Genomic DNA, 25,289 nt, shown 5'->3' on the forward strand with positions numbered 1-25,289 from the left:
AATGACACGAGTACCACTAGAATAATTGCGTAACACTGTACACATTCGCACCTGATTTAACCCCTGTCCAACGATCGACCCGACCGTTAAGAAAACGAGGCTGAGACTAGACGTGAACGAGTTACACCCGGGAGACCTGCTGGAGTGGCGCTACCGCATCGGCGCCCAGATCGCCCGCGGCGGCATGTCCACAGTCTATGCAGCAATCGATACCCGCCTGGACCGCGAGGTGGCGGTGAAGGTCATGGACCCCACTCTGGCCCGCGAGCCTGCATTCCGCACCCGCTTCGAACGCGAGGCCCGCGCAGTGGCGAAGCTGAACGACCCGTCGCTAGTTAACGTCTTCGACCAGGGCGTGGATGACGACTACGTCTTCCTGGTGATGGAGCTGGTGGAAGGCGGTTCTCTGCGCGAGCTGCTGAAGGAACGTGGCCCTATGCCACCCCACGCTGCCATCGCAGTGATGCGTCCAGTGTTAAACGCGCTATCCATCGCGCATGCCAAGGGCATGATCCACCGCGACATTAAGCCGGATAACGTGCTGATCAGCGACCAGCATCAGGTAAAGCTCGCCGACTTCGGCCTAGTGCGCGCCATCAACAACGCGATGAGCGACGCGACGAACGCAACGACCTCCGTCAACGGGCAAGTCATCGGCACCGTCGGATACCTCTCCCCCGAACAAGTCCGCGGCGAGCACCTGACCCAGGCCAGCGACGTCTACTCCGCCGGCATCCTACTTTTCGAGCTTCTCACCGGACGCACCCCATTCAAGGGCGGCACCTCCATCGAGACGGCGATGGCACGCATCAACCACCCCGTGCCCGCGCCCAGCACGCTGATGCCGAGCATCCCACCGGAGGTCGACGAACTAGTTCTGCGCGCGTGTCACCGCGACCCGAGCCAGCGTTTCTGCGATGGCGCGGAGTTCCTCAGAGCGGTCGAGCACACCGCCGAGTACTTAGACATTCCTGACTTCGAAGTGCCCGCACCCACTCACTCCGCCGTACGCACTGCGCTGGCGGGAACCGACTTCGGCGAGCGCACCCCGTGGGATGACGAATCCATGGCCACCCGAGCCGTCGTATTGCCAGCCGAGGAGCACGCCCGCCCAGAGGCACACCACACCGCCGTCACCCGGTACCAACGGGCAGGTCAGCCGGGGTATCCGGCCCGGCCGAGCGACGCGGCGGCTACTCCGACCACCAACCCGGCGCACACGCAACACCAACCACCGCAGCACCTGCAGCACCGTCCCGCAGTAGCGCCGCCCGCCCCGGCGCCGCAGCGCGCAGGGACGGCGCGTCCGGCGCCGAAACTCAGCAACAAATCGCCTGTGGCCACGATCGTCTGGATCGTCATCCTCATCGCGCTCGTCATCGGCGTGGCACTGGGCGGATGGTGGTTCACCACGGGTCGCTACGGTGAAATCCCGACGGTCATTGGCATGGACAAGGCCACTGCGCAGGCCACGGTCGAAGAGGCCGGCTTTAGCTCAACGCTGGACGAACGCTACGACAACCAGGCGGAAAAGAACACGGTCATGGGAACCGACCCCGCCACGGGGCGCCGCGCGATTCGCGGATCCGAGGTCGCCGTGCTGCTCTCTCTGGGCAAGCCAACAGTGCCGGATCCGGGCACGAACTCGAGCCTGCAGTACTACACGAGCAAGCTCACCGACCGAACCCTGAAGTTGAAAAAGGGCAACGATGTCTACTCCGACGACATCGCCAAGGGCCACGTCGCAGAGGTTCAGCCCGCCGCCGGGACAGAAGTCCAGACGGGCTCTACCGTCACGGTGCGCATGAGCAAGGGTAAGCGCCCCGTCACCGTGCCGGGGGTGAAGGGCCAAAAGCACGACCGTGCACAGCAGACCCTAGAGAAAGCCGGGCTAGAAGTCACGGAGGAAACCGAAGAGTTCGACGAAGACATCCCCGCAGGCCAGGCAATCCGCACCGACCCGGAGGAGGGCGCGGAGGTCGGATCCGGCACCGCAGTAACCCTGGTTCTGTCCAACGCGATCGAGGTGCCGGACTTGCAGGGTCTTTCTGTTGAGGACGCCCGCACGGCTCTGCGCGAGGCCGGCCTCAACCCGGTCGACGGCGAGCCCGTGGAGGACTCTTCCGAGGATTCCGGCAACGTGGCAGAGCAGTCCCCCGGCGCGGGCGAGCTGGTGGATCCGTCGAAGAATACGGACGTGGAGATCCGCGAGTCCACATCTCAGCGGGTGCCATGGGTGCTGGGGCTGACGGCCGAGAGGGCGCGGAAAAAATTGGAGGACGCGGGTTTCGAGGTGGAGATCAAGGGAGACCCCGACGGCTTGGTTTTGGGGCAATCCCCCGGCCCCAGCTCCCGCAGCCACCGGGGTGCCGTGGTCACGCTGACCACGGTCTAGTGGCTAGTTGCGCAGCATTTCTGCAACCAGGAACGCCAGCTCCAGCGACTGTTGGGTGTTGAGGCGCGGGTCCACGGTGGTGGCGTAGCGCTCCGGCAGGTCCAGGTCGGTGATGGACTGGCCACCGCCGACTACCTCGGTGACGTCCTCGCCGGTCAGCTCCACGTGGATGCCGCCCGGGTGCGAGCCGATCTTGCGGTGCACCTCGAAGAAGCCCTGCACCTCGTCGATGATGCGGTCGAAGTCGCGGGTCTTGTAACCGTTGTTGGAGGTGTAGGTGTTGCCGTGCATCGGGTCGCACTGCCAGATGACCTTGTGGCCAGTGGCCTCCACGGCCTCCACGATGGGAGGCAGCACCGTGCGGATCTTGTCGTAGCCCATGCGGGTGATCAACGTCAGGCGTCCCGGGGTGTTGTTCGGATCCAGCTGGCGAACATAGGCGACGGCCTCCTCCGGGGTGGTCGTCGGGCCGATCTTCACACCCACCGGGTTGGCAATCAGGGAGGCGAAGCGAATGTGCGCATCGTCCAGGCCACGGGTGCGCTCGCCGATCCACACCTGGTGTGCGGAAAGGTTGTACAGCGCGTCGTTACCCTCCTCGTCGTGCGCCAGACGCAGCATCGCGCGCTCGTAGTCCATTACCAGCGCCTCGTGAGACGCGAAGATGTCGGCAGAACGCAGAGTCTCCGAGGTCACGCCGCAGGCGGACATGAACTCCAGGCCACGGTCAATCTCGGTGGCCAGGGCCTCGTAGCGGGCGCCCGCCGGGGAGTTCGTCACGAACTCGCGGTTCCACTCGTGCAGCTTGTACAGGTCGGCGGTGCCGGAGTTCGTCAGTGCACGAACCAGGTTCATTGCCGCAGAAGAGTTAGCGTAAGCACGAACCATGCGGGACGGGTCGTGGGCGCGGGCCTCCTCGGTGGCCTCCACGCCATTAACCAGGTCGCCGCGGTAGTTCAGCAGGCCGTTGGAATCGCGGTCCGCGGAGCGCGGCTTTGCATACTGGCCGGCGATGCGGCCCATCTTCACCACGGGGGTGGAAGCGCCGTAGGTCAGAACAACCGCCATCTGCAGCAGGGTCTTAACGTTGCCCCGCAAGTGCGGTTCGGTGTTCGTCTCGAAGGTCTCGGCACAGTCGCCGCCCTGCAGCAGGAATGCCTTGCCGAGGGCTACGTCGGCCAGCTGCTTCTTCAACTTCTTAACTTCCGGGGCCACCACGATTGGCGGTACGGATTCCAAGATCTTGCGCACGCGGCCTGCGTGTTCCGGATCCCAACTGGGCTGCTGCTTTGCGTCGCGGGACAGCGCATCTTCTAATTTCTCGGCCATGTCCGCGGGCAGCGGCGGCAGGTCGGGCAGTTCGTCTAGCGGTGCATCAATAGTCCAAGCCATAGACAGAGCATACTGTACTCAGCCACTGTGTTTGGCATTCAGGTCTTTTTCAGGTGCACCGAGGTGCCGTTGAGCTCAGCCGCGCGAGGTGTGCAGAGCTTCTATGGAAAGCCGGTACTTGACCACATTAAAGCGAGCGTCCGCCAAAGCGTCGTGAGCATTGCTGGGACTTTCGGGCAGCCGTGGGCGCCCGGCCATCTCCCACAGCTGCTTGAGTTCATGGGTGAACCGCGGCAGGTCGGAGGGCAGCCCCGTCATGTCGCCCCACAGTTGTGCCAGCGCCACGTGGTCGTAGGCGCCAACCCAGGCCCATAGCTCGGGGCGGTCGCTGGGCTTTCCACGGCTGCGCGTAGCGCGCCCGGGCACTAGAAACTCGTGCAGTTTAGTGCGCATCGTTGCGCGGTCCATCCACGCCTTGTCGGAGCGCGGCGGCAGCTGCGGCAGCACATTCTTTTTCACCCACTGCCCTGCCCGGTGCTCGTTGAATTCGGTGGAAACCGCATAGAACTCGCGGCCGTCCTCGGCTACCACGCCGATGGAGATCAAGTCGATCGTGGTGCCGTCTTCAATGAATTCTGTGTCGTAAAAATAGCGCACGGTTGTCCAGTCTAGAGACCCCGGCCGTGCCCTAGGCCGACGGGGCTGGTTCGCCGCTGCGCCGTGCGCTGGTGCCCGGTTGTTGCCGTTTTTCTTGTGGACGCCGCAGTGCCGGCGGGAAAAGCGTCCAGCCCAGGTACGGGGTCTTGCCGATGACGTAGCCCACTGCAGAGGCCACGACACAGGCACCTATGCCCCACCACAGCTGCCCCGCCAAGGTGCCCAGGAAGGCCAGCGACTCCGGGTGTGCCTCGGCCAGCGATCCGGCAATGCCACCGAGCAGGAACAAACCCAGCGGATGGAAGACATAGACTTGCAGGGTGTTGCGGCCAACGAAGAGGAACAGACGGCGCACGTAAGGGATGGCGCAGATCCAGACGGAGACCACAATCGCAAACGGCAAAGCAGCCAAAGAACGTAGCAGATCGGTGCCGAGTGTCAGGGCCGCAACGGTGGGCGTCCAATCGCTAAAGAGTGTCGTGGACAGCGTGCGCATCAGGTATTCGGAGCCGAAGAACAGGGCCGCGCTCCCCACAACCAACCAGGGGCGGAAGGCATTGCGAGCCAGGCGGAAGAAAAGGTCACGGCCGTGAAGGCCGATGAAGAACATCGGGGCGAACGTTAGTACGTGGCGGAAGAAGATTTCCTGGCCGGCACCCAAGAAAGCACCCACGATGAGCGGAATGCAGGAGACCATAATCGCCAACCACGGCGGCTGCTTGCGTAGCGTCCAGGCGAAGATGTTGTAAAGCACCAGTGCGTAGAGGAACCACAGACCCACATTGCCCAGCACCATGGCTTTGGCCAGGTTGAGCATCGAGAAGTTGTTGTCGATTCTCATGCGCGTCAGCGCGTGAAAGGGGTTGTAGACCAGGTAAGGCACCAGCAGGAACCACAGGCGGCGGTACCAGAGGTCGGTGAAGGAGCGTTCCAAGATGCGGTGGGAAAAAAGCCCCGAGACCAGAAAGAACAGCGGCATGCGCAGCGGGTCGAGGAAGCCGGAGAAGTGGCCGAGGGCGGTGTCCGTCCCGCCCGGAACGCCAGTGACGACGTGCATGATGCACACGCCGATGATGGACAGACCTTTGGCAGTATCCGCCCATTCGACTCTTTGTTTCGATCGCGACCTAGGCCGTCCCGCTTGCCGATCCACTTTCGCCATGATTCTTACTACAGAATCAGGTTCACACCTGTTTAGTCAAACCACCACAGGCGAAAACCGCAGGCTAGCAGCAAGTTACCACCGCGCTAGCTGCGGGGCTCGGAACCGGCCGGGTAGCCGTTTCCTGCCTCGAGGGACTTCTTTACATCGGCTGCGTAGAAGTCCTTCACGTATTCCTGACCAGAGAGCTCCTGCAGAGCCTCCATGATCGCGTTAGTCAAGGCCCTGGCCTGCGCATAGTCATCGCCAGCATCGCGGAAATCTTTAGGGTCGATCGGGTCTCCGACGTACACGCCGCAGCGGCGCGGGCGCGGGATCCAGGTGCCGATCGGGTTGACCTTGTCCGTGTTGATCATGGCCACCGGGTAAACCTTTACTCCGGAATCCAGGGCGATGCGGGCCAGGCCGGTCTTGCCACGGTACAGGCGACCGTCCGGGGAGCGGGTGCCCTCCGGGTACATACCCAGCAGGTCGCCACGCTTCAGCACCTTGAGGGCCGTGCCCAGGGCGGCGTTCTGAGATTCCTTGTCTTCGCGGTCGATCGGCACCTGACCGACAGAACTAAAGAAGAATTTCTGGATGCCACCGACCAGCCCCGGGGTGGTGAAGTATTCCTTCTTGGCCAGGAAGGTCAGCTGGCGCTTGGATACCAGTGGCAGGTAGAAGGAGTCCATTACTGCCAGGTGGTTAGAGGCCAGGATGCCTGAGCCCTCCTCCGGCAGCTTCTCCAGCCCCTTGGTGTAGGGACGGTTGTACACGCGCAGCCACGGGCCGATGAGGATGTACTTGAAAAACCAATACGCCTTGTTCTGCATGTTCTAAAACCTACCGTCCCTTTTCTGACTACCCTGCTCCGCGCCATGCTCCAGCTGTGTGCGCGCTAATAATGCCACGCCGATCATACCGGCATCGCCTCCCAGCTGCGCGGTCTTCACGCGCGCCACCGGGCGGTGGCCGGCGCCGACGATGCTGTAGTTCAGCATGGATTCCGCTTGATCCAGGAACAAGTCCGCGTCGGAGCTCACTCCCCCGCCGATCACGATCAGCTCTGGATCCAGCACGTCTTGCACCAGGGACAATCCGCGCCCCAGCCACAGCCCCATGTCTTCGATGGCCGCCCGCGCCAGCGGGTCGCCTTCCCTGGCCAGGCGCACGACCGCCCTGCCGGAGATCTCCTCGGGGTGTTGCGCAAACTCGCGGGTAATAGCGGAATCCGGAAAGCGGCCGGTGGCTATCAGGTCCTGGGCCGTCAGCGGCAGTGCCGAGCCCGAACAGTAGCGCTCTAGGCAGCCCTGCTTGCCGCAGGGGCAGGCCCGCCCGCCGGGCATCACCGTCAGGTGTCCGAACTCCGGAGCCGTGCCGAAGGCACCGCGGTAGATCTCGCCATCAACCATCACAGCGCCGCCAATGCCGGTACCCAGCGCGAAGAGCACCCACGTACCGGCTCCCTGCGCGGCGCCGAGGTAATACTCCCCGAGGGCAGCCGAGTTCGCGTCGTGCTCCAGCTCCACCGGCAGTCCCAGCTTCGCGCTTAACCGCTCGGTGACCTTCGCATTGCGCCAGGGCAGGTGCGGGGCGAAGCGCACAGTATCCCGCTGGGAGTTGATGAACCCCGCCACGGCCAGACCAACCGCACCAATCCCCTCGTTGCGGCGCTGCAAGCAGCCGATGGCGTGCACCAACGCGGTTTCCAGGGCGTACACGTTGGAGGGGGTCGGCAGCTTTTCTATATCCAGGATCTGCCCATCCGCGTCCACCACAGCGGCGCGCAGGTTGGTACCGCCGATGTCCACGCCTACGGTCAAGCTCCCAGTCACGCGGCGATCCACCCTTTCTTGTCCCTTGTGCTTTTCCTTCTGTACCGATTAACCCCACCATTCTAGCCAGCGACCGGCGGCATTAAAATTTTCCCGGTCGCTCCCCCATCCGGCCAGGTGCACTTCGGTTGCTCGGCAGTTGCTAGGCGAAGCTGTGGCGCGGCGGAATCTCGCCACCACCTGTCATCACGGCACGGCACTGATACCCCAGGACTTCCCAGGTCCACTTCTCCGTCACGTTCTGCCTCGCTGCGGTCGCTAGACGCTGGCGCGTGGGGGCGTCGCCAAGCAAAGAAGAGATACGCCCCGCTACGTCGTCCAAATTCCGCGAATCCACGACCAGCCCCGTCTCTCCATCGATCACGGTTTCGGGCGCGCCGCCGCCATTGCCGGAGACCGTTGCCACACCCGTGGCCTGTGCTTCGAGGAACACAATGCCCAGCCCCTCAACCGACAGTCCACCGAATTGTGTGCGCACCGGCAACGCAAACACGTCACCGACCACGAAGTGGCCAGGTAGCTCTTCTACCTCGACGGCCCCGGTGAAGGTCGTATTCTTTGCGACGCCCAGCCGACGCGCCAGCTTCTCCAACTTCACGCGGTAGGTGCCGGGCCCGACGATAAGCAGATGCGCATCCGGGTGCTTGCGCAGGATCGCTGGCATGGCCTTGACCAGCGTGTCTTGGCCTTTGCGCGGAACCAGGCGGGATACGGCGACGATGACTTTCTTGCCTTCGAGGCGGTAGCGGGCGCGCAGATCCTGGCGCATAGCGGGATCAGGGCGGAACAGGTCGATGTTCACGCCACCGGGCATCGGCTCCCAGGCCACGGTCGGGCCGAAGGCGGCAGCCATGCGGTTGCGGGCATAGTGCGAGACGTAGGTCAGGCAGTCTACCGATCGGCCGATCTTCCCGAGCACCTGGCGGGAACCGGGGAACATGGACCAGCCGACCTCGTGGCCGTGGGTAGAGGCGACCACGCGCCGGGCTCCAGCGGCGCGGGCTGCCGTGGCCATCAACGCCAGCGGTGCGGCGGCGCCGAACCAGACGGTGTGAATGTCGTGCTCACGGATCAGCTGCTGCATCTTCCGCGCGGTGGCGGGGGTCGGCAACATTACGCTCCGCGGCCAGCGGATTACCCGATATGCCTGCTTATCGTCGAAAGCGCGTGCGTCCTCGTTGTGTTGGGTGGAGGCGAAGACGACCACGCTGTCTGGATCCAACGTTGAGAGGTAGTCGCGGACGTACGTTTGAATACCACCGAACGTGGGCGGAAAGTCGTTGGTGACGACGAGGACGCGCGGGTGACTCTGCGGAGCCTGCTGGCTCTGTTCACGCTGCTGTCGGTGATAATCTTCGTTGGACATACGCTATGGATGCTACCGCACACACCTCGCTTTCGAGGCGGGGAGCATCTAGTAGCGGGCTGCGCCCGAGATCGGCATGGAATCCACCGGGACTACCTGAACCGGGATTCCGTAGTCGGAGGCGTGGACGATCTTGCCGTCACCAATGTACATACCTACGTGTGTCACACCCGGGTAGTAGCCGACGATGTCGCCCGGCTGCAGGTCGTTGATAGACACGGACTGGCCACCAGCAATCTGGGCGGACGACGTGCGCGGGATGGACTTGCCCTGCTGCTGGTAAGACCAGAACATCAGGCCGGAGCAGTCGAAAGCACCCGGACCAGTGGCGCCCCAGGAGTACGGAGAGCCCAGCTTGGACATGGCAGCGGCAACCACGCCGGTGGCGTTTACCGGGGCGTCGGAGCCCGCATTGTCCTTGAGGTCGCCCAGGAACTGCTCCACGTTGACGTCAATCGGACCATTGCGGTCGATCCAGCGCTGGCGGTCCTCGGGGCTGAGGCCATCGACGGCCTTCATTACCTTGTCCTTTAGCTCACCGAGCTGCTTGTTGCGATCGTCCAGATCCTTCTTACGATCGTTCAGAATACGCAGCTGGAAATCGGCACTGGCCTTGGATCGGCTGGCCTTGTTCTTTTCCTTAGCCGCCTTTTTCAGCTGGTCGCTGAGCGTAGTGACGGTCTCGGCGCGCCTATCACCAATGGAGGCCAGGTAGGAGGAACGCTCGACGGCGGCCTGCGGCCCCTGCGAACCGACGAAAGCCGAGACCGGATCCACGGTCGCACCGCGGTACATTGCCTGGGAAACGCCGGTGACGTTCTCGCGGGAGACCTTAACGTCCGAGTTGAGCTTGTCGGCCTTCTTCTGCGCGTCGTCGGCGGCCTTCTTGGCCTTATCTAGGTTGCCCTTGGCCTGATCGATGTCGATCTTCAGCTGCTCGACCTCGTCGGAAGTCTCGGAGGCGTAGCCAGAGATCTTGTCCACGTGGTCCAACAGGCCGTCGACGTCCTTGGGGATCGGAGCATCCAGCAGGCGGCGGATCTCGTCGGCGCGCTTCTGCTCCTCCTTCTTGACGTCCTTCTCCCCGTCCCGCGCCTCATCCTGCGGCGCAGGGTTGCCCTGCTGTGCATCCTGCGGGTCAGCTGCAGCCTGCGGGAGGGAGGATCCAACCGCGAGGGAGAGCAGCGCCGCAGTGGCGACCTTGGCGACGGTACGGGTGCCGACGAGGCGATCACGGGAAGAGGAAGACAACACGTTCACGACTAGACTTTCTTTAATTCTCACTAATTTTGGGCCACGCAGCGGTCACGCGACATTTACCGCAGCGGCCGAGTGGCACTCATCAACGTTTATCAACATTCGATAACGATAGACATTTTGCCATATCAAAGAGCAAAAGTGGGACTGACCTTGAACAGGCTTCAGTCCCACTTCTCACACCATCACCAGTCGCAACACAAGCCCCTAATGTAACTCTCGAGCTGGTGAAACGGTAAGGCGGCGTAATTAATAATTTTAGAAACGAACCGCGTTGTACACCGGCATCATGTGCAGGTTGTCGATACGCACCGGGTTGGAGGAGTTCAGCGCGTGGACGATCTTGCCACCACCGATGTAGATAGCAACGTGGGAGGCGCCACCGTAGTAGGAGATGACGTCGCCCGGCTGCAGAGCATTCAGGGAAACCTTCTTGCCCGCAGAAGCCTGTGCGGAGGAGGTACGCGGGATGGACTTGCCAACCTGGCGGTGCGCCCAAGAGGTCAGGCCGGAGCAGTCGAAAGCGTTCGGGCCAGAGGCGCCCCAAGAGTACGGTGCGCCAACCTTGGACTTAGCGATGTTCGCAATGCGCTGACCGACAGAAGAAGAGGATGCCTTCTTAGCCTTCTTCGCAGCCGGCTTAACCGCTGCCTTGGCCGGAGCCTTAGCGCGTTCTTCAACAGTCAGGTTAGCCTGCTTGAAGTAGGGCTTGATGGTCGGCAGCAGGTGGTCCGGAACCTCAACAGTGAAGCCGGACGGGGTGTGGGTAACCGGAGCAGCCTGGACTGCAGCGGGGTTCAGTACAGCGGCGCCCACACCGACAGCGGCAATCATCGCTGCGTTGCGGGGTGCGTTGTTCTTCTTCAGGCTGTGCTTGCCCATATGAGTCCTCAATTACCTTTCAATCCGTTGTTTGGGGTGCGGAGCTTTTCCATATCCCCTCACCCGGTAGCTCTCGGTAACTACCGCGGTCTGGTGAGCTCTTTCTCGCTCACCTGTAAGGTCTCGAAAAGATTACGAAATGAGCACAAGTCGTGTCCAGTTCTTAGCCAAATTTCGCACCTAAAACGCCCGGACGTGCCAATGTTATGAAACCGAGATTTTTGAAACTCTAAAGCCGTCCATGAAAGTTATCAAAGCTTTATCTTCGCTCGACCAGGGATTTTGGATCGCGCCCGGTGAGATAACTTGCCCGCTATATACTCAGGAAAATCAAAGAAACATATTTTTGTGATCCTCGTCACAAAGTGGGTGCAAGGCGTGTTTTCGATGCCTCACTCGCCTCCGTAACCACCCAACCCAGTCCCCCTGTTGGAGCTGCCGACTAGAATTTCTCCTGTGTCCACTACCCCAGCTACCCCTCCATCAGAAGAACAGAGACAGCAGCAATACCTGCTGCGTGTAGACCTACAGCGAGCGCTAGAAGACTGCATAGTCATCGATATCGAGACCACTGGCCTGCGTCCGCAGGAGGAGCGCATCATCGAGATAGCTGCACTGCGAATCTCTGACGGCGTAGTGAGGGAGCGCTTTACTTCTCTGCTTAATCCACAGAGGGCAGTTCCGGAGGAGATTACGGACCTCACGGGCATCTCAGACGGCCTGTTGGCAGATAAACCCACCTTTTCGGACATCCTGCCCGATCTGTTGGAGTTCTTGCACCCAGTTCCTGTACGTTCCCAGCGCGCTAGTCCACGTCTGGTGGGTCATAACGTTAGCTTTGACTTCTCCTTTTTGACCCACGAGATCCTCCGAACCCAGTTGGCCAGTGCTGAGGACATGACGGACGTCGGTCCTTACACTCCCCGCCTGGTGTGTACTGCGGAAGCTTCGCGCGCGCTGATTCCTCGAGAGGCGGTCGGCCGCTATCGGCTGGGTAACGTCGCACGATACCTCCAGGTCCCCCACCGCCCCCTCCATCGCGCGATGAGCGACGCTCTGGCGACCTACGACGTTCTCCGAGCCCTGACAGCTCAGTAGCAGTTGGCCCCGCCATCGCGCGGCTTATCGGCGCTGGGTTGGCGACGCCGAGTTTGCGTGGCTGGGTTTGCGAGGCGTGAGCGTGCGCATCGACAGCAAAATCCCGCCCACCGTGTGGTGGACGGGATTTTCTCGAGCCTTAAGTGAGAGCAGTTGAGTTAGCTCGAGTGGAGGTTACTTGCCGAGCTCCTCGTGGCGTCGACGGTTCTCCTCGTTCAGACGCTCGAACATTTCCTTCTGCTCTGCGTGGTTGGCGTGCTCGATGCGCTCCGCCTTCTCTGCGATCTCCGGGGAGTCCGGGGAGAAGAAGCCACCGCGACCCGGGTGGCCGGCAGCGCCGAGCTCATTCATGGTCTTCGGAACGTAGGCACCCTGGTACTCCAGCGGGATTGGGTGGCCGTGCTCGTCGACCGGACCCAGCGGCTGGTGAACCTCGATGAAGCCACCGGAAGGCAGCTGGCGAATGGTACCGGTCTCGATGCCGTGCTCCAGAACCTCACGGTCAGAGCGCTGCAGAGAGACGCACAGGTGGTACGTGATGAAGTATGCGATCGGCGGCAGCAGCACCAGGCCGATACGGCCCAGCCACGTCATCAGGTTCAGCGAGATGGTGAAGTGCAGAGCCAGCAGGTCGTTACCACCGGAGATGGTCAGCAGCACGTAGAAGACCAGTGCCATGACACCCAGGGCAGTGCGAACCGGCACATCGCGCGGGCGCTGAAGCAGGTTGTGGTGGGCGTCGTCACCCGTCATCTTCTGCTCGATCCACGGGTAGGTGAACAGCAGCACTACCAGGATACCCAGCAGCAGCGCTACCCAGAACACGGCCGGGATAGTGTAGTTGCCCAGGTAAAGCTCCCATGCAGGCATAACACGTGCTGCACCATCAGTCCACAGCATGTAGATATCCGGCTGGGAACCAGCGGAGACCTGAGACGGGTTGTACGGACCAAGGTTCCAGATGGCGTTGATCTGGAACAGACCGGCCATCAGCGCGACAACGCCGAAGGTAATCAGGCCGAAGGACGCAGCCTTCAGGCCGAAGACCGGCAGAATACGCACGCCGACAACGTTGTTCTCGGTACGACCCGGTCCAGGGAACTGGGTGTGCTTCTGGTACCAAACCAGTGCCAGGTGAGCGGCGATCAAAGCCAGCAGGATGCCCGGGATCAGCAGTACGTGAGCGATGTACAGGCGAGGAATGATGATCTCACCCGGGAAGTCGCCAGCGAACATGATCCAGTGCAACCAGGTGCCGATGATCGGCAGGCCCACCATGATGGCGGACATAATGCGCAGACCCACGCCGGACAACAGGTCGTCCGGCAGAGAGTAGCCCATGAAGCCCTCGGCCACGGACAGCAGCAGCAGAACGCAACCGATAACCCAGTTGGCCTCGCGCGGCTTGCGGAACGCACCGGTAAAGAAGATGCGCAACATGTGAACCATGATGGACACCGCGAACAGCAGGGCGGCCCAGTGGTGAACCTGGCGGATGAACAGGCCACCGCGAACCTCGAAGGAGAGGTTCAGGGCGGTCTGGTAGGCGGCGGACATTTCCACGCCGTTGAGCGGTGCGTAGGCGCCGTCGTAGATCACCTTCGACATGGAGGGATCGAAGAACAGCGTCAGGTACACACCGGACAGAATCAGGATGATGAAGGAGTACAGCGCGATCTCACCGAGCATGAACGACCAGTGAGTCGGGAATACCTTGTTGATTTGCGGGCGGATCAGGCCGGAGGCTGTGTACCGCTCGTCGATGTTGTTGGCCGCTTTAGCAGCGCGGCTCTGTTGTTTAGTGGTCATGAACGACGCTCCCAGAATGCCGGGCCGACAGGCTCGATGAAGTTGCGGTCGGCGTACATGTATCCCTCTTCGTCAACCGAGATCGACAGCTCGGGCAGTGCGCGGGCTGCCGGTCCGAAAAGCGGCTTACCGTGCTGCAGTGCATCGAACTGCGACTGGTGGCACGGGCAGAGGATGCGGTTAGTTTGCTGCTCATACAGGGACGTAGGGCAACCGATGTGAGTACAGATCTTGGAGTAGGCGAAGTAGTCGCCGTAATGGAAGTCCTCCTGGCCTTCGCGCAAGATCGCCTTTGCGGCGTCTGCCTGGCGCAGGCGAATCAACATCACGGCGTTACGCGGACCGTGGATGGAGTGCATGTGCTCCTCGTAGACGTCGCGGTTCTTGTCGAACTTGTCGCCGTCGTTGACCATCTCCTCGGTCAGCGGGAACACGGTCTCCATCGACGCTGCGTCCAGATCCTCCGGACGCATGCGGATCAGGCGGGAAACACCCTGGGTGCTGTAGTGGCCGTTGTGCTCTTCGGCAATAGCGCCAGTATCGCGGCCCAGGTAAACCTTTTCGCCCTGCTCCACCAAAGTCCAGCCGGTGGTCCACAGGGTGCCGTCACCCTGGATGCCCATTGCCTTGGCCTTCCAGGGGTTCTTCACAATGCCGCCCAGCGGCAGAGCGATCGTCAGACCAGCCAGCACCGCACCGGTACCGGCCAGGCCGGCGATAACCGGACGGCGACCCAGGGTGGAAGTCTTCCAGGAGTCGTTCAGAAGAGCGACCAAGGTACGACGATCGACTTCCTCAGACGGGCCGTCGTGGCGGGTCTGCACCGAGATCTCTTCCGGAACGAAGTTCTTGGTGTAGGAAACAATAGCCGCGCCAAGCAGGATGATGCTCAGGCCGGAGGTAATACCCAGCAGCGGGGTGTAGATGGTGTACAGCCACACACCGTCTTCTGCCAGGTGCTTGTACTCCCACGGCCAGAACAGGTAGATGCCAATGAAAGCAATGGCGAACAGTACCGACAGGGCCAGCATGATGGTGACCTTGCGGCTTGCACGCTTCTCAGCGGGGTCGTTGGCAATCGGGTGGCGCTCCTTGCGGTAGGCAACCGTCACGCCGTCGAGCTCGGTACCCAGGCGGGCCAGCTCGTCGTTGTTCATCTTCGACAGCTCTTCGTTGCTGTACTTCTTGGTGTTCTCACTCATGACCGCGATCCAATCCACATAGCGAAGGCAACGAGAACCACGATGCCGATAAACCACATGACCATGCCCTCAGTTACCGGGCCGATACCGCCCAGACCGAAGCCACCTTGGTTCGGGGTCTCCTTGGCGGACTTGATGTAGGCAATGATGTCCTTTTTCTCGTCAGCAGTCAGCTGGCGATCGGAGAACTTCGGCATGTTCTGCGGGCCGGTCAGCATGGCCTGGTAAATCTCCTGCTCGTTGGCCGGAGCCAGCGGCGGGGCGTACTTACCACTGGACAGTGCGCCACCCTTACCGGTGAAGTTGTGGCAGGATGCACAGTTCAGGCGGAACAGATCGGAACCGCGGGCAACGTCAGCCGGATCAATCTCGCCGTTCTTGTTATTGGAGCCGCGCAGCGACTCCATGGCGATCTCACCGTTGGCGTCGCGGACAATGCCCGGGCCGCCACCGTTAGCGTTCACGTATGCAGCCAGTGCCAGTGCCTGCTGCTCGGAGTAACGCGGAGCCTTGCGGGCTGCCTGCGCCTCGTTGCGCAGCATCGGCATGCGGCCGGAGTGCACCTGGAAGTACACAGCGCCCTCACCGACACCAATCAGGGAAGGACCGCGATCCTTCACGCCCTGCAGGTTGCCACCGTGGCAGGTGATACAAGCAACCTCGTAGATTTCCTTACCCTGCTTAGCCAGATCCTCCGTGCTCTGTTCTGCAACGGCGTTCTGTGCATCCGGGGTCAATGCGTTGGCGAGGAAGCCCGCGCCCGTAAGCGCGAACAGCAAAGCCAACGCGCCGGCGAAGGCCTTGCGGACCTTCCGGCGGCGGCGTGCCTTTACGGCACTGCCCTTCGAACCACTGGGGGCCTGCCCCGTGGTTGCGTTGGTGGAGTTGATATCCATCTTGTTCCCTTATTTGTTAGTCAATGGAATTGCGATGGGCTGTAGGCCGACTCTCTTCCTAAAAGAAGAACCGACCTGGCCGGCCTACTGAATGAAGTAAATGGTGATCCACAGGCCAATCCACACGACGTCGACGAAGTGCCAGTAGTAGGACACAACGACGGCGGCGGTGGCCTGTGCCGGGGTGAACTTCGACTTCGCGGTCCTCAACAGCACCACGATAAAGGCGACAACACCGGCGAGAACGTGCGCGCCGTGGAAGCCTGTGGTGATGAAGAAGACCGATCCGTAGACGGATCCGGGAATCGTGGTTCCGTGCTGCACCAGGTGGAAGTACTCGTAGCCCTGGCCGATAAGGAAGATGGTTCCCAGCAGCGCGGACAGTGCATACCACTTGCGTAGCGCGAAGACGTCACCCCTTTCCGCCGCAAAGACGCCCCACTGAGCGGTGAACGAAGAACTGATCAGGATAACCGTGATCGCTGCCGCGAACGGCACGTTCAGCTCGGTGGGCTCGGACGGCCAATTGCCGCCAGAGTTGGCCTTGGACACGAAGTACATCGCGAACAGGCCAGCGAAAAACATCAATTCCTGAGACAGGAACACAATCGTGCCGACACTGACCATGTTCGGTCGGTTCAGTGTCGCAACACGTTGTGGTGCTGCCATACCTGGGTTTTCAACTGCGCTCGTCACGCATAACAGTATGGCCGTTTAAACCCCGTTAGTCGATTCACTCGGCCAGTTTTCTGGAAGCAATCTGTAAAATCGCAGGTGAAACCTTGGATAAAGCTGAAAGCCCACCCCGTTAGGGGTTAGCGGGAACTTTTCCACACCTCTATCCGACGAGTCACATAACGACAGGTCAATCCCTACTTCCGTCAAGAGCTGACACACCAGCCACCCCACGATGGGGGCTGCCACACAGCGGCACCGGGTACCCCCGTGGAAACTGCTGGAAACTTCCTCGAGGGGGCGTCACTACAAAAACACCCCACATCCGCACCCGCCTAATAGACTGATTAGTACAGTTAGCAGAAGCCCAGCATGGCCCACCATGGCCTAGCATGGCCCATCAGGGCCAGTTGGGCTCATATTTTTCCAGCCAGAGAGGTGCGTCTAAGCAACCATGTCCCCCACTACCCCACGCCCCGCAGAATCTAGCGGCCTATCCCCCGAGCAGCTTCCCCCGAGCTACTTCACCTGGCCAGGCGTGCTGGGGCGCCTGGGCCACGGGCAGGAGCTTAGCGAATCGCAGGTCAGCTGGGCCATGAACGAGATCATGGAGGGAAACGCAACCGACGCGCAGATCGCTGCCTTCGCCTTCGGCATTCGCGTTCGTGGAATCACCGCCGCCGAGCTCGCCGCTGCAGCAGACACCATGCGCAGCTTCGCCACTCCGGTTGATTTCTCCGACGTGCCGAACTGCGTGGACATCGTCGGTACCGGTGGCGATGGCCACCATACCGTGAACATCTCCACCATGGCCTCCTTTATTGTCTGCGCCGCGGGCGTCCCCGTAGTCAAGCACGGCAACCGCGCCGCAAGCTCCAAGTGCGGGGGCGCCGACATGCTGGAGGCTCTGGGGCTAGATATCGAACGCTCCCCCGAGGCCATCCGCAAGGATGCGCAAAATACGGGCTTTGCGTTCATGTTCGCCAAGACTTACCACCCGGCCATGCGCTTTGCGGGGCCGGTGCGCAGCCAGCTGGGAGCGCCCACGATTTTCAACCTGCTGGGTCCGATGACCAACCCTGCAGCCCCTAGGTTCGGCCTCATCGGCTGCGCGTTCAAGGAGTTCATGCCGATCATGGGCGGCGCCTTCGCCCACCAAGGTAGCCGTGTGCTCGTGGTGCGGGGCATGGATGGGATGGACGAAATCTCTGTGTGCACCCCTACCGAGGTTGTTACTGTGGACGCCCTCGGTCGCACCGGTGAAGAAGTCATTAACCCTCGCTCTATCGGCCTCGACTTTTATGAGGACGGCAGCCTGGCAGGAGGCGACGCTACCTATAACGCAGACGTGGCCGTACGCCTGATGAAAGGCGAGATCACCGGGGCGATCAAGGATGCCGTCTTGATCAACGCCGCTGGAGCTCTGACGGCGGTGAAGGGCTGGGAAGATAAGGGATTCCAGGAGACCCTGGCGGAGCAGGTGCAGGTCGCTCGCGAAGCTTTGGAATCCGGCGCCGCCCTGCAGCAGATGGAACGGATCGTTGGCCGCAAGTTTTAGGCATGGGCGCCTGTAGGGGGCGTCCATAAAAAAATCCCCCCCTTCCTTGCACAACCTCTATCGGTTGGCGGGAGGGGGGTTAGTGAAGTGTGAAGTTTTAGTGCTTCTCCGGCGGCAGCCCGTACTGCAGGTTCAGCATCGTGCTGGCCCAGATCAACATGACTGCACCGAAGGCGACCAGCCACAGGTGCCACCATGCCAGACCGGCGCCCATCACGACGATGGAGACGGTCATCCAGAAGGGCCAGATGGAGCTTGCGGAGAAGAAGCCCAGCACGCCAGCGCCGTCTTCGATCTCTGCCTCTTCCCAGTCATCCGGGCCAATGTCGGTCTTGTTGGAGGTCAGGTGGAGGTAACCACCCAGCATGAAGGCCAGCAGGGTAGCCATCACCAGGCCGGTGCCACCAGCCCACTCAACGCCCATGACGTTACCGGCATCGTTCACGGAATGAGTGACGATGAAGTAGAACACCGTGACGACAGAAAAGAAAGTACCGATTGCGTAGAAAAGCTTTGCACCAGAAGTCATTTGCTTGTCTCTCTTCCTTTAACCTTGCGCCTCCGCTTTACGCGGCGTTGCGGTCCTTGTAGTTCTCGTTCGGGGTACGAGTACCGGTGCGGTCAGACTCGAACGGGTGGGTGGAGGTTGCGTACGGCTCCTCGCCGATGGACTTCAGAGCCTCGGAGTTCGGAGCCTCCGGGTTGTCCTGGCGGAACTTGATGTACTGCTCGAACTTCTCCGGGGAGACGACGCGTAGCTCGAAGTTCATCATGGCGTGGTAGGTACCGCACATCTCAGCACAGCGGCCCACGAATGCGCCTTCCTCATCGATGGACTCGACCTGGAAGCGGCGCTCGGAGCGGTTCTCATCCGGGTGCGGGAAAACGTCGCGCTTGAACAGGAACTCCGGGATCCAGAAGGAGTGGACAACGTCGGCGGATGCCAGGTTGAACTCGATCGGGGTGCCGGACGGGACCACCAGAACCGGGATCTCCTGGGTGGTGCCCAGGGTCTCGATCTTGTTGAAGTTCAGGTAGCTGTAGTCATCCTTAGCGCGACCGTGGATCGGACCCGGAACCTGGTGGCCGTGCTCGTCGAGCTCCTCGGCCGGCTTCTTGGAATCTTCTGCACGAGCCTGAGCTTCCTTGTCGGCGCCCTTGTACTCCTTGCCACCGTTCAGCTCGGCTGCAATCTCGTTATAACCGAACTTCCAGTTCCACTGGTATGCGGTGACGTCCACGGTGACCTTCGGGTCCTTGTCCAGAGCCGTTGCACGATCCTGAGCCTGAACGTTGAAGAAGAACAGGCCACAGATAATCAGAACCGGCAGCGTGGTCAGAACCAGCTCCAGCGGAACGTTGTAACCGGTCTGGCGCGGGAACTCGTCCTCGCCGCGCTTAGCAGCCTTCTTGGCGCTCGAGCGGCCCAGGTTGACGAACAACAGAACCCACATGATGATGCCGACGATCCAGGCGACAACCCAGACCCACACCCACAGGTTGCCCATTTCCTTGGACTCCGGGGTAATGCCCTTCGGCCAGCCGAAGCGCAGCAGCTCGAAGAACTTGTTCTCCGGCGGGGCGACAGTACAGCCAGTCAGCACCAGGCCAGCTAGACCCAGTACACCGGCGAGGCCAATACGGCGAGTCAAACCGTGCTTATTTCGCTGTTCCACGCGAGTTTGCCTTCCTCATTCACACGTCACTTGCGTTGTAGATCCGGGCTCTGTCGCGCACCTGCAGTGCGCGCGCGATAGATAGACCTACAACCACTTCACTTAAAGAACCTTAGACCATTGACAGGACATTGCCACCATCACGGAACGTGAATTTCCCTTTTCGGGGTTGGCAGCTACCCACATTGCCCCCACACGGGTTAGGCGGGAGCCCGCGTACTGCGTGACTCCCGCCTGGGGTTGGGTTTATGCGGCACCCTGAGGGCGCCCACTCCCCCTGTTTAGAGCTTGTTAATCTCAATCACTCCGGCTCCGCCAATGTTGCGCAGGTTGGCGCGAGCCAAATCCACCATGCGACCCACGCCGCCCTCAAAGACGGTACGGGTGGCAGAGCGGGAGAAGCCCATCATCATCTCCCAGGTGATGTTCGGCGGCAGGCTCAGAGCGTTCGGGTCAGTGACCACGTCGACCAGCACCGGACCGTCGTAGGCCAGGGCTTCCTTGATGCCGCTCTCGACATCCTCCGGGTCTTCAATGCGGATCGCCTTGATACCAATGGCCTCGGCGATCTTAGAGAAGTTCACGTGCTCATGGTCGGTCTCGTGCTCCGGCAGACCGGCGACCATCATCTCTAGCTTCACCATGCCCAGCGAAGAGTTATTGAATACCACGATGTTTACGGGTAGATCGTGCAGCTTGGCGGTGAGCAGCTCACCCATCAGCATGCCCAGACCACCGTCGCCGGAGAAGGAGATCACCTGGCGGTTGCGATCCGCAGCCTGTGCGCCCAGCGCCTGCGGCAGAGCGTTGGCCATGGTGCCGTGACGGAAGGAACCGATCTCCTCGCGCTTGCCGTTCGGGGTGATGTAGCGAGCACCCCAGACGTTGCACATGCCGGTGTCGACGGTGAACACCGCATCCTCGGCAGCCAGGCGGTCAATCGTGTCGGCTACGTACTCCGGGTGGATGGGCTTCGACTTGCCGGCCTTCTTGGTGTACGCGTCCACCACGTGGTTCAGTGCACGCGCGTGGTTGCGCAGCTGCTTATCCAGGAAGCTGCGGTCGGTCTTTTCCTCAACGTGCGGCAAGATCGTGTCGATCACGGCTCCGACGTCGCCGACAACTGGGTAGTTGATAGTGGTGCGGCGGCCAATGTGGGAGCCGTCGATGTCCACCTGCGCCACGTTGCCGGTCGGCAGGAAATCGTTGTACGGGAAGTCGGTGCCCAGCAGGATCAACAGGTCAGCGTCGTACATAGCTTCGCGTGCTGCACCGTAACCCAGCAGGCCGGACATGCCCACATCGAACGGGTTGTCGTACTGGATGTGCATCTTTCCGCCGAAGGCGTGCCCCACCGGGGACTTGATCTTTTCTGCCAGCGCGAGCACCTGTTCGCGAGCGTTCTTGACGCCCTCACCGCAGAACAGCGTTACGGTCTTGGCATCGTTAATGGCCTTGGCCAGGCGGGCTGCTTCTTCGGCATCCGGGTACATAACGGGGCGACCCTTGGCGTAGACCGAGTCGATAAAGCCCTCCTCCTGGATCTCCTGGGAAGAGACGTCGCCAGGGATAACCAGCACGCTCACTCCGTTGCCGGCGAGGGTGGACTGGATGGCGTTGTGCAGCACCTTCGGGCCCTGTGCGGACGAGTTAATCATCTCGCAGTAGGCGGAGCACTCCTGGAAGATCTGCTCCGGGTGGGTCTCCTGGAAGAACTGGGTGCCGATCTGCACGCTAGGAATGTGGGAGGCGATAGCCAGCACCTTCGCACCGTTGCGGTGAGCATCGTAGAGACCCTGGATTAGGTGGGTATTGCCCGGACCACACGAGGCGGCACACACGGAAAGTTCGCCGGTAACGAGGGATTCTGCCTCGGCGGCGAAGGCTGCCGATTCCTCGTTGCGCACGTGGATCCATTCGATGGACGACTGTCGAACCTCGTCGACGATTGGGTTGAGGCTATCGCCCACCAATCCGAAGATTCGCTTAACGCCCTGCTTTTCTAGGGTCTTTACCAATTGAGATGCGAAGTTTTTTGCCATGGCTTCAAGGCTACGCGGAGCTAGCAAATAGTGCACTGCATGCTGCGGAGACTCACAGAATCGCAAATGTGTAATGCAAATCACCCCCTTCGTGGCGTGGTCGCGGTGCCACAGGGTAATGATTGCGGCGCCACAAGGTAAACCGCCTCTTCCCCGCCGTGGCAACTAGCCCACCTCCACCCCACCCGCGTAAAGTTTGAACGCATGTGTGGATTGCTAGGAATCATTGCGGCGAACGGCGCCGCAGAAAACTTCGTTAATGCAGTAGAGGGCGCCCTCCCCTGCATGCACCACCGCGGCCCGGACGATAGCGGCACGTGGCACGACCAAGATGTCGTCTTCGGCTTCAACCGCCTATCCATCATCGACCTGGAGCACTCGCATCAGCCACTGCAGTGGGGGCCGGAAGGCGAACCCGACCGCTACACACTGACCTTCAACGGCGAGATCTACAACTATGTGGAACTCCGCAAGGAGCTCTCCCAGGCGGGCTATACCTTTAATACTGAGGGTGACGGCGAGACCATCGTGGTGGGCTTCCACCACTGGGGTGCCGACGTGGTAAACCACCTCCGCGGCATGTTTGGCTTCGCCGTGTGGGACTCGAAGGAAAAGAAGCTTTTCCTGGCTCGCGACCAGTTCGGCATTAAGCCGATGTATGTCGCCACCACCGAAGCGGGCACCGTTTTCGCCTCGGAGAAGAAGTGCATCCTGGCTATGGCCGAGCAGCTGGGGCTGAACCTAGACCTGGACGTCCGAGCTATCGCCCACTACACAGACCTGCAGTACGTGCCGGAGCCAGAGAGCCTGCACAAGCACATTCGCCGCCTGGAATCCGGCAGCTATGGCTTCGTGACACCCGGTGGCCAAATCGAGGAAACTCGCTGGTTCGAGCCCCGCTTCCCCGTGAAGAAGGTTGCTGCCGGCGACGAAGAGGCCGTCTTCCAGCGCATTGCGGAGGCCCTGGAGGATTCCGTAGCCAAGCACATGCGCGCGGATGTGACCGTCGGCTCCTTCCTTTCCGGCGGTATTGATTCCACCGCCATCGCCACGCTGGCCAAGCGTCACAACCCCGACCTACTGACCTTCACCACGGGCTTCGAGCGCGAAGGCTACTCCGAAGTCGATGTGGCCGCGGAATCCGCCGCGGCTATCGGCGCCGAGCACATCGTGAAGGTCGTCAGCCCGGAAGAGTACGCGGAAGCGATCCCGAAGATCATCTGGTACCTGGACGATCCGGTAGCCGACCCCTCGCTGGTTCCGCTGTATTTCGTGGCGGCGGAAGCTCGCAAGCACGTCAAGGTTGTGCTCTCCGGCGAGGGGGCCGACGAGCTCTTCGGTGGCTACACCATTTATAAGGAGCCGCTGAGCCTGGCGCCTTTCGACAAGATCCCCTCTCCGCTGAAGCGCGTGCTGGCCAGCGTGGGCAACGCGCTACCCGAGGGCATGCGTGGCAAATCTCTGCTGCAGCGTGGCACCATGCCGATGGAGGATCGCTACTACGGCAACGCGCGCTCCTTTAATTACCAGCAGCTGGAACGAGTTCTCCGCGAGATCCGCCCCGAGTGGGATCACCGCGAGGTCACCGCGCCGATCTACGCGAAGTCGCAGGATATGGACCCGGTCGCCCGAATGCAGCACCTGGATCTTTTCACCTGGATGCGCGGCGACATTCTGGTGAAGGCCGACAAGATCAACATGGCTAACTCTCTGGAGCTGCGAGTGCCGTTCCTGGATAAGGTCGTGTTCGACGTGGCGGAGACCCTCCCCCACGAACTGAAGATCTCCCACGGCACCACCAAGTACGCGCTGCGTAAGGCGCTGGAGCGCATCGTTCCCCCGCACGTTCTGCACCGCAAGAAGCTGGGCTTCCCGGTGCCGATGCGCCACTGGCTGGCGGGCGACGAGCTCTACGGCTGGGCGAAGGAAAACATCGAGGCCTCCCAGACTGACCACCTCTTCAACAAAGCAGAGGTGCTAAAGATGCTGGACGAGCACCGCGTGGCGATGAACACCGGCTCCGGCCCGGACCACTCCCGCCGACTGTGGACCGTCATCGCGTTCATGATCTGGCACGGCATCTTTGTTGAAGATCGCATCGACCCGCAGATCGACCAACGCCAGTACCCGATCAACCTGTAAAGACCCAAAAACGCCCCCGAGGAAAGGGATCCCTCGGGGGCGTCCTTTATTAAAAGGGCTAAACCGCTTAGCTAAAGGAATCGCCGCAGGCGCAGGAGCCGGTGGCATTCGGGTTGTCGATGGTGAAGCCCTGGGATTCGATGGTGTCCGCAAAGTCGATCTTCGCACCCATCAGGTACGGGGAAGACATGCGGTCGACTACCAGGTTCACGCCGTCGTACTCGTCAACCAAATCGCCGTCCAGGGAACGATCATCGAAGAACAGCTGGTAGCGCAGGCCGGCGCAACCGCCCGGCTGCACTGCGATACGCAGGGAAAGATCGTCGCGGCCCTCCTGTGCCAGCAGTGCGCTGGCCTTCTGCTGAGCGGCCTCGGTCAGCTCCACACCGGTGACCTTCTCCGGAGCAGTCATATTGGTCCTCCTCATCTAACGACCGAATAAAAGTTGTTATTCAACAAGCTACGCTTCATTGTTTCACAACGCCACCGGCTGCCCGCCTTATTCCCGCCTTTATTTTCCGAGTTTCAGGTTTTGTTCCTTTGTGCGTCTGCTCTAGCCTGTTACATGTGAAAATGCCATGGACAAAGCAGGAAAAGGCCACTGCGACCGCTGATGTGAACAGCGACGCAAACGCGGGCGTCGATAAGAAGGCCGCAGCAGAGGCCCCAACAGTGGCCGCAGAAGACGTCGCCGAGGATAAGGCGCAAGAAAAGACTTCCAAGGCCTACACGCCGAAAAAGGGGAAGGCCACCCCGAAGCGCAACGAGCAGGAGCGCAAGCACGGCGTGCGCCGCAGCGCCTACACTGCCCCCAGTACTCCGGGCGAAGCGCGGAAGCAGCGCAAGGAGCTCAAGGCCTCCATGTCCAAGGAAGAGTACAAGGCCATGAAGCAGCGCAAGAAGGACGAGGCGAACCGCGAGCGCCGCCGCGCTAACGAGCGCATGATGGCCGGCGACGAGAACTACCTCATGGATCGCGACAAGGGCGAGGAAAAGCGTTTCGTCCGCAATTGGGTAGATTCCCACCGCTACATGATGAACTTCTTCCTGCCGCTGGCCTTCCTGGTGATCGTCATTATGATCTTCGGCATGTCCAATCCGGCCGTGGCCAACATGGCCTCCATCGTGATGATGTTCGTGTTCCTGATCATGATTGCCGAGGGCCTGTGGCTCGGCCGCCGTGTAAACCGCGAGGTCAATGAGCGCTACCCGAACAACCCGCACGGCAAGTTCAGCCTGGGCATCTATGCCTTCACACGCGCAACGATGATCCGCCGCCTGCGCACCCCTGCTCCGCAGAAGCAGATCGGCGACAGCGTCTAA

Annotated in this window: 21 protein-coding genes; 5 read left to right on the plus strand and 16 right to left on the minus strand. The window is 61.3% G+C overall.

The features are described 5' to 3' along the window. Positions 1-112 precede the first annotated feature (112 nt). Positions 113-2,395, plus strand: coding sequence for a Stk1 family PASTA domain-containing Ser/Thr kinase (pknB, locus tag ACKFRT_RS04910; RefSeq protein WP_408925966.1), 2,283 nt, complete (start codon positions 113-115; stop codon positions 2,393-2,395). A gap of 3 nt (positions 2,396-2,398) precedes the next feature. On the opposite strand, the gene ACKFRT_RS04915 is transcribed toward pknB, so the two are convergent. From ACKFRT_RS04915 to ACKFRT_RS04950, 8 genes are all read right to left on the minus strand, one after another. Beyond that, the gene (locus tag ACKFRT_RS04915; protein WP_296213571.1) at positions 2,399-3,787 is read right to left on the minus strand and encodes a class II 3-deoxy-7-phosphoheptulonate synthase; all 1,389 of its coding nucleotides are present in this window, start codon (positions 3,785-3,787) and stop codon (positions 2,399-2,401) included. Positions 3,788-3,862: 75 nt separating this feature from the next. Next, positions 3,863-4,384 (minus strand): polyadenylate-specific 3'-exoribonuclease AS, encoded by a 522-nt coding sequence (locus ACKFRT_RS04920; protein WP_408925967.1) that lies wholly within the window; start codon positions 4,382-4,384, stop codon positions 3,863-3,865. Positions 4,385-4,415: 31 nt separating this feature from the next. After that, a complete protein-coding gene (locus ACKFRT_RS04925; RefSeq protein ID WP_408925968.1) occupies positions 4,416-5,546 on the minus strand; it encodes an acyltransferase family protein in 1,131 nt (376 codons plus the stop codon). Positions 5,547-5,632: 86 nt separating this feature from the next. Further along, a complete protein-coding gene (locus ACKFRT_RS04930; RefSeq protein ID WP_408925969.1) occupies positions 5,633-6,361 on the minus strand; it encodes a lysophospholipid acyltransferase family protein in 729 nt (242 codons plus the stop codon). Between the two features lie 3 nt (positions 6,362-6,364). Beyond that, positions 6,365-7,363, minus strand: coding sequence for an ROK family protein (locus ACKFRT_RS04935; protein WP_408925970.1), 999 nt, complete (start codon positions 7,361-7,363; stop codon positions 6,365-6,367). Positions 7,364-7,505: 142 nt separating this feature from the next. After that, positions 7,506-8,729 carry a glycosyltransferase family 4 protein gene (locus tag ACKFRT_RS04940; protein ID WP_296213587.1) on the minus strand — a complete coding sequence of 408 codons (1,224 nt, stop codon included), beginning with the start codon at positions 8,727-8,729 and terminating at the stop codon, positions 7,506-7,508. A gap of 48 nt (positions 8,730-8,777) precedes the next feature. Then, the gene (locus ACKFRT_RS04945; RefSeq protein WP_296213589.1) at positions 8,778-9,989 is read right to left on the minus strand and encodes an NlpC/P60 family protein; all 1,212 of its coding nucleotides are present in this window, start codon (positions 9,987-9,989) and stop codon (positions 8,778-8,780) included. A 255-nt stretch (positions 9,990-10,244) separates the two neighbouring features. Then, positions 10,245-10,868, minus strand: a complete 624-nt coding sequence (locus tag ACKFRT_RS04950) for a C40 family peptidase (protein WP_408925971.1) — start codon at positions 10,866-10,868, stop codon at positions 10,245-10,247. A 456-nt stretch (positions 10,869-11,324) separates the two neighbouring features. Between ACKFRT_RS04950 and ACKFRT_RS04955 the strand changes: the two genes are divergently transcribed. Continuing rightward, complete coding sequence (locus tag ACKFRT_RS04955) at positions 11,325-11,966, plus strand: PolC-type DNA polymerase III (RefSeq protein WP_296213595.1); 642 nt, start codon at positions 11,325-11,327, stop codon at positions 11,964-11,966. A 174-nt stretch (positions 11,967-12,140) separates the two neighbouring features. On the opposite strand, the gene ACKFRT_RS04960 is transcribed toward ACKFRT_RS04955, so the two are convergent. From ACKFRT_RS04960 to ACKFRT_RS04975, 4 genes are all read right to left on the minus strand, one after another. Next, on the minus strand, positions 12,141-13,775 hold the full coding sequence (locus ACKFRT_RS04960) for a cytochrome bc complex cytochrome b subunit (RefSeq protein ID WP_296213597.1): 1,635 nt from the start codon (positions 13,773-13,775) through the stop codon (positions 12,141-12,143). Then, positions 13,772-14,977 carry a ubiquinol-cytochrome c reductase iron-sulfur subunit gene (locus tag ACKFRT_RS04965; RefSeq protein WP_296213600.1) on the minus strand — a complete coding sequence of 402 codons (1,206 nt, stop codon included), beginning with the start codon at positions 14,975-14,977 and terminating at the stop codon, positions 13,772-13,774. Before ACKFRT_RS04965 ends, ACKFRT_RS04960 begins: the two co-directional genes overlap by 4 nt. Then, on the minus strand, positions 14,974-15,873 hold the full coding sequence (locus ACKFRT_RS04970; protein WP_296213605.1) for a c-type cytochrome: 900 nt from the start codon (positions 15,871-15,873) through the stop codon (positions 14,974-14,976). The genes ACKFRT_RS04965 and ACKFRT_RS04970 overlap by 4 nt, the downstream gene beginning before the upstream one ends. A gap of 84 nt (positions 15,874-15,957) precedes the next feature. Beyond that, on the minus strand, positions 15,958-16,569 hold the full coding sequence (locus tag ACKFRT_RS04975) for a heme-copper oxidase subunit III (RefSeq protein ID WP_296213608.1): 612 nt from the start codon (positions 16,567-16,569) through the stop codon (positions 15,958-15,960). Between the two features lie 433 nt (positions 16,570-17,002). Here ACKFRT_RS04975 and trpD point away from each other — a divergent pair, with 433 nt between their 5' ends. Next, positions 17,003-18,106: an anthranilate phosphoribosyltransferase gene (gene trpD / locus ACKFRT_RS04980; protein ID WP_408925972.1), complete on the plus strand. Its 1,104-nt coding sequence runs from the start codon at positions 17,003-17,005 to the stop codon at positions 18,104-18,106. Between the two features lie 97 nt (positions 18,107-18,203). On the opposite strand, the gene ACKFRT_RS04985 is transcribed toward trpD, so the two are convergent. The 3 genes from ACKFRT_RS04985 to ACKFRT_RS04995 form a co-directional block, all read right to left on the minus strand. After that, the gene (locus ACKFRT_RS04985) at positions 18,204-18,635 is read right to left on the minus strand and encodes a cytochrome c oxidase subunit 4 (RefSeq protein ID WP_408925973.1); all 432 of its coding nucleotides are present in this window, start codon (positions 18,633-18,635) and stop codon (positions 18,204-18,206) included. 37 nt (positions 18,636-18,672) lie between these two features. Next, positions 18,673-19,782, minus strand: coding sequence for a cytochrome c oxidase subunit II (locus tag ACKFRT_RS04990; protein WP_296213619.1), 1,110 nt, complete (start codon positions 19,780-19,782; stop codon positions 18,673-18,675). Positions 19,783-20,063: 281 nt separating this feature from the next. Next, positions 20,064-21,824 carry a pyruvate dehydrogenase gene (locus ACKFRT_RS04995; RefSeq protein ID WP_408925974.1) on the minus strand — a complete coding sequence of 587 codons (1,761 nt, stop codon included), beginning with the start codon at positions 21,822-21,824 and terminating at the stop codon, positions 20,064-20,066. 204 nt (positions 21,825-22,028) lie between these two features. On the opposite strand from ACKFRT_RS04995, the gene asnB reads away from it, so the two are divergent. Further along, positions 22,029-23,966 carry an asparagine synthase (glutamine-hydrolyzing) gene (asnB, locus tag ACKFRT_RS05000; protein ID WP_408925975.1) on the plus strand — a complete coding sequence of 646 codons (1,938 nt, stop codon included), beginning with the start codon at positions 22,029-22,031 and terminating at the stop codon, positions 23,964-23,966. A gap of 67 nt (positions 23,967-24,033) precedes the next feature. On the opposite strand, the gene ACKFRT_RS05005 is transcribed toward asnB, so the two are convergent. Next, positions 24,034-24,378, minus strand: a complete 345-nt coding sequence (locus ACKFRT_RS05005; RefSeq protein WP_239201315.1) for an iron-sulfur cluster assembly accessory protein — start codon at positions 24,376-24,378, stop codon at positions 24,034-24,036. Positions 24,379-24,539: 161 nt separating this feature from the next. On the opposite strand from ACKFRT_RS05005, the gene ACKFRT_RS05010 reads away from it, so the two are divergent. Then, positions 24,540-25,289, plus strand: coding sequence for a DUF3043 domain-containing protein (locus ACKFRT_RS05010; protein ID WP_408925976.1), 750 nt, complete (start codon positions 24,540-24,542; stop codon positions 25,287-25,289).

It is taken from the genome of Corynebacterium jamesii (assembly GCF_046097395.1).
Lineage (GTDB): Bacteria > Actinomycetota > Actinomycetes > Mycobacteriales > Mycobacteriaceae > Corynebacterium.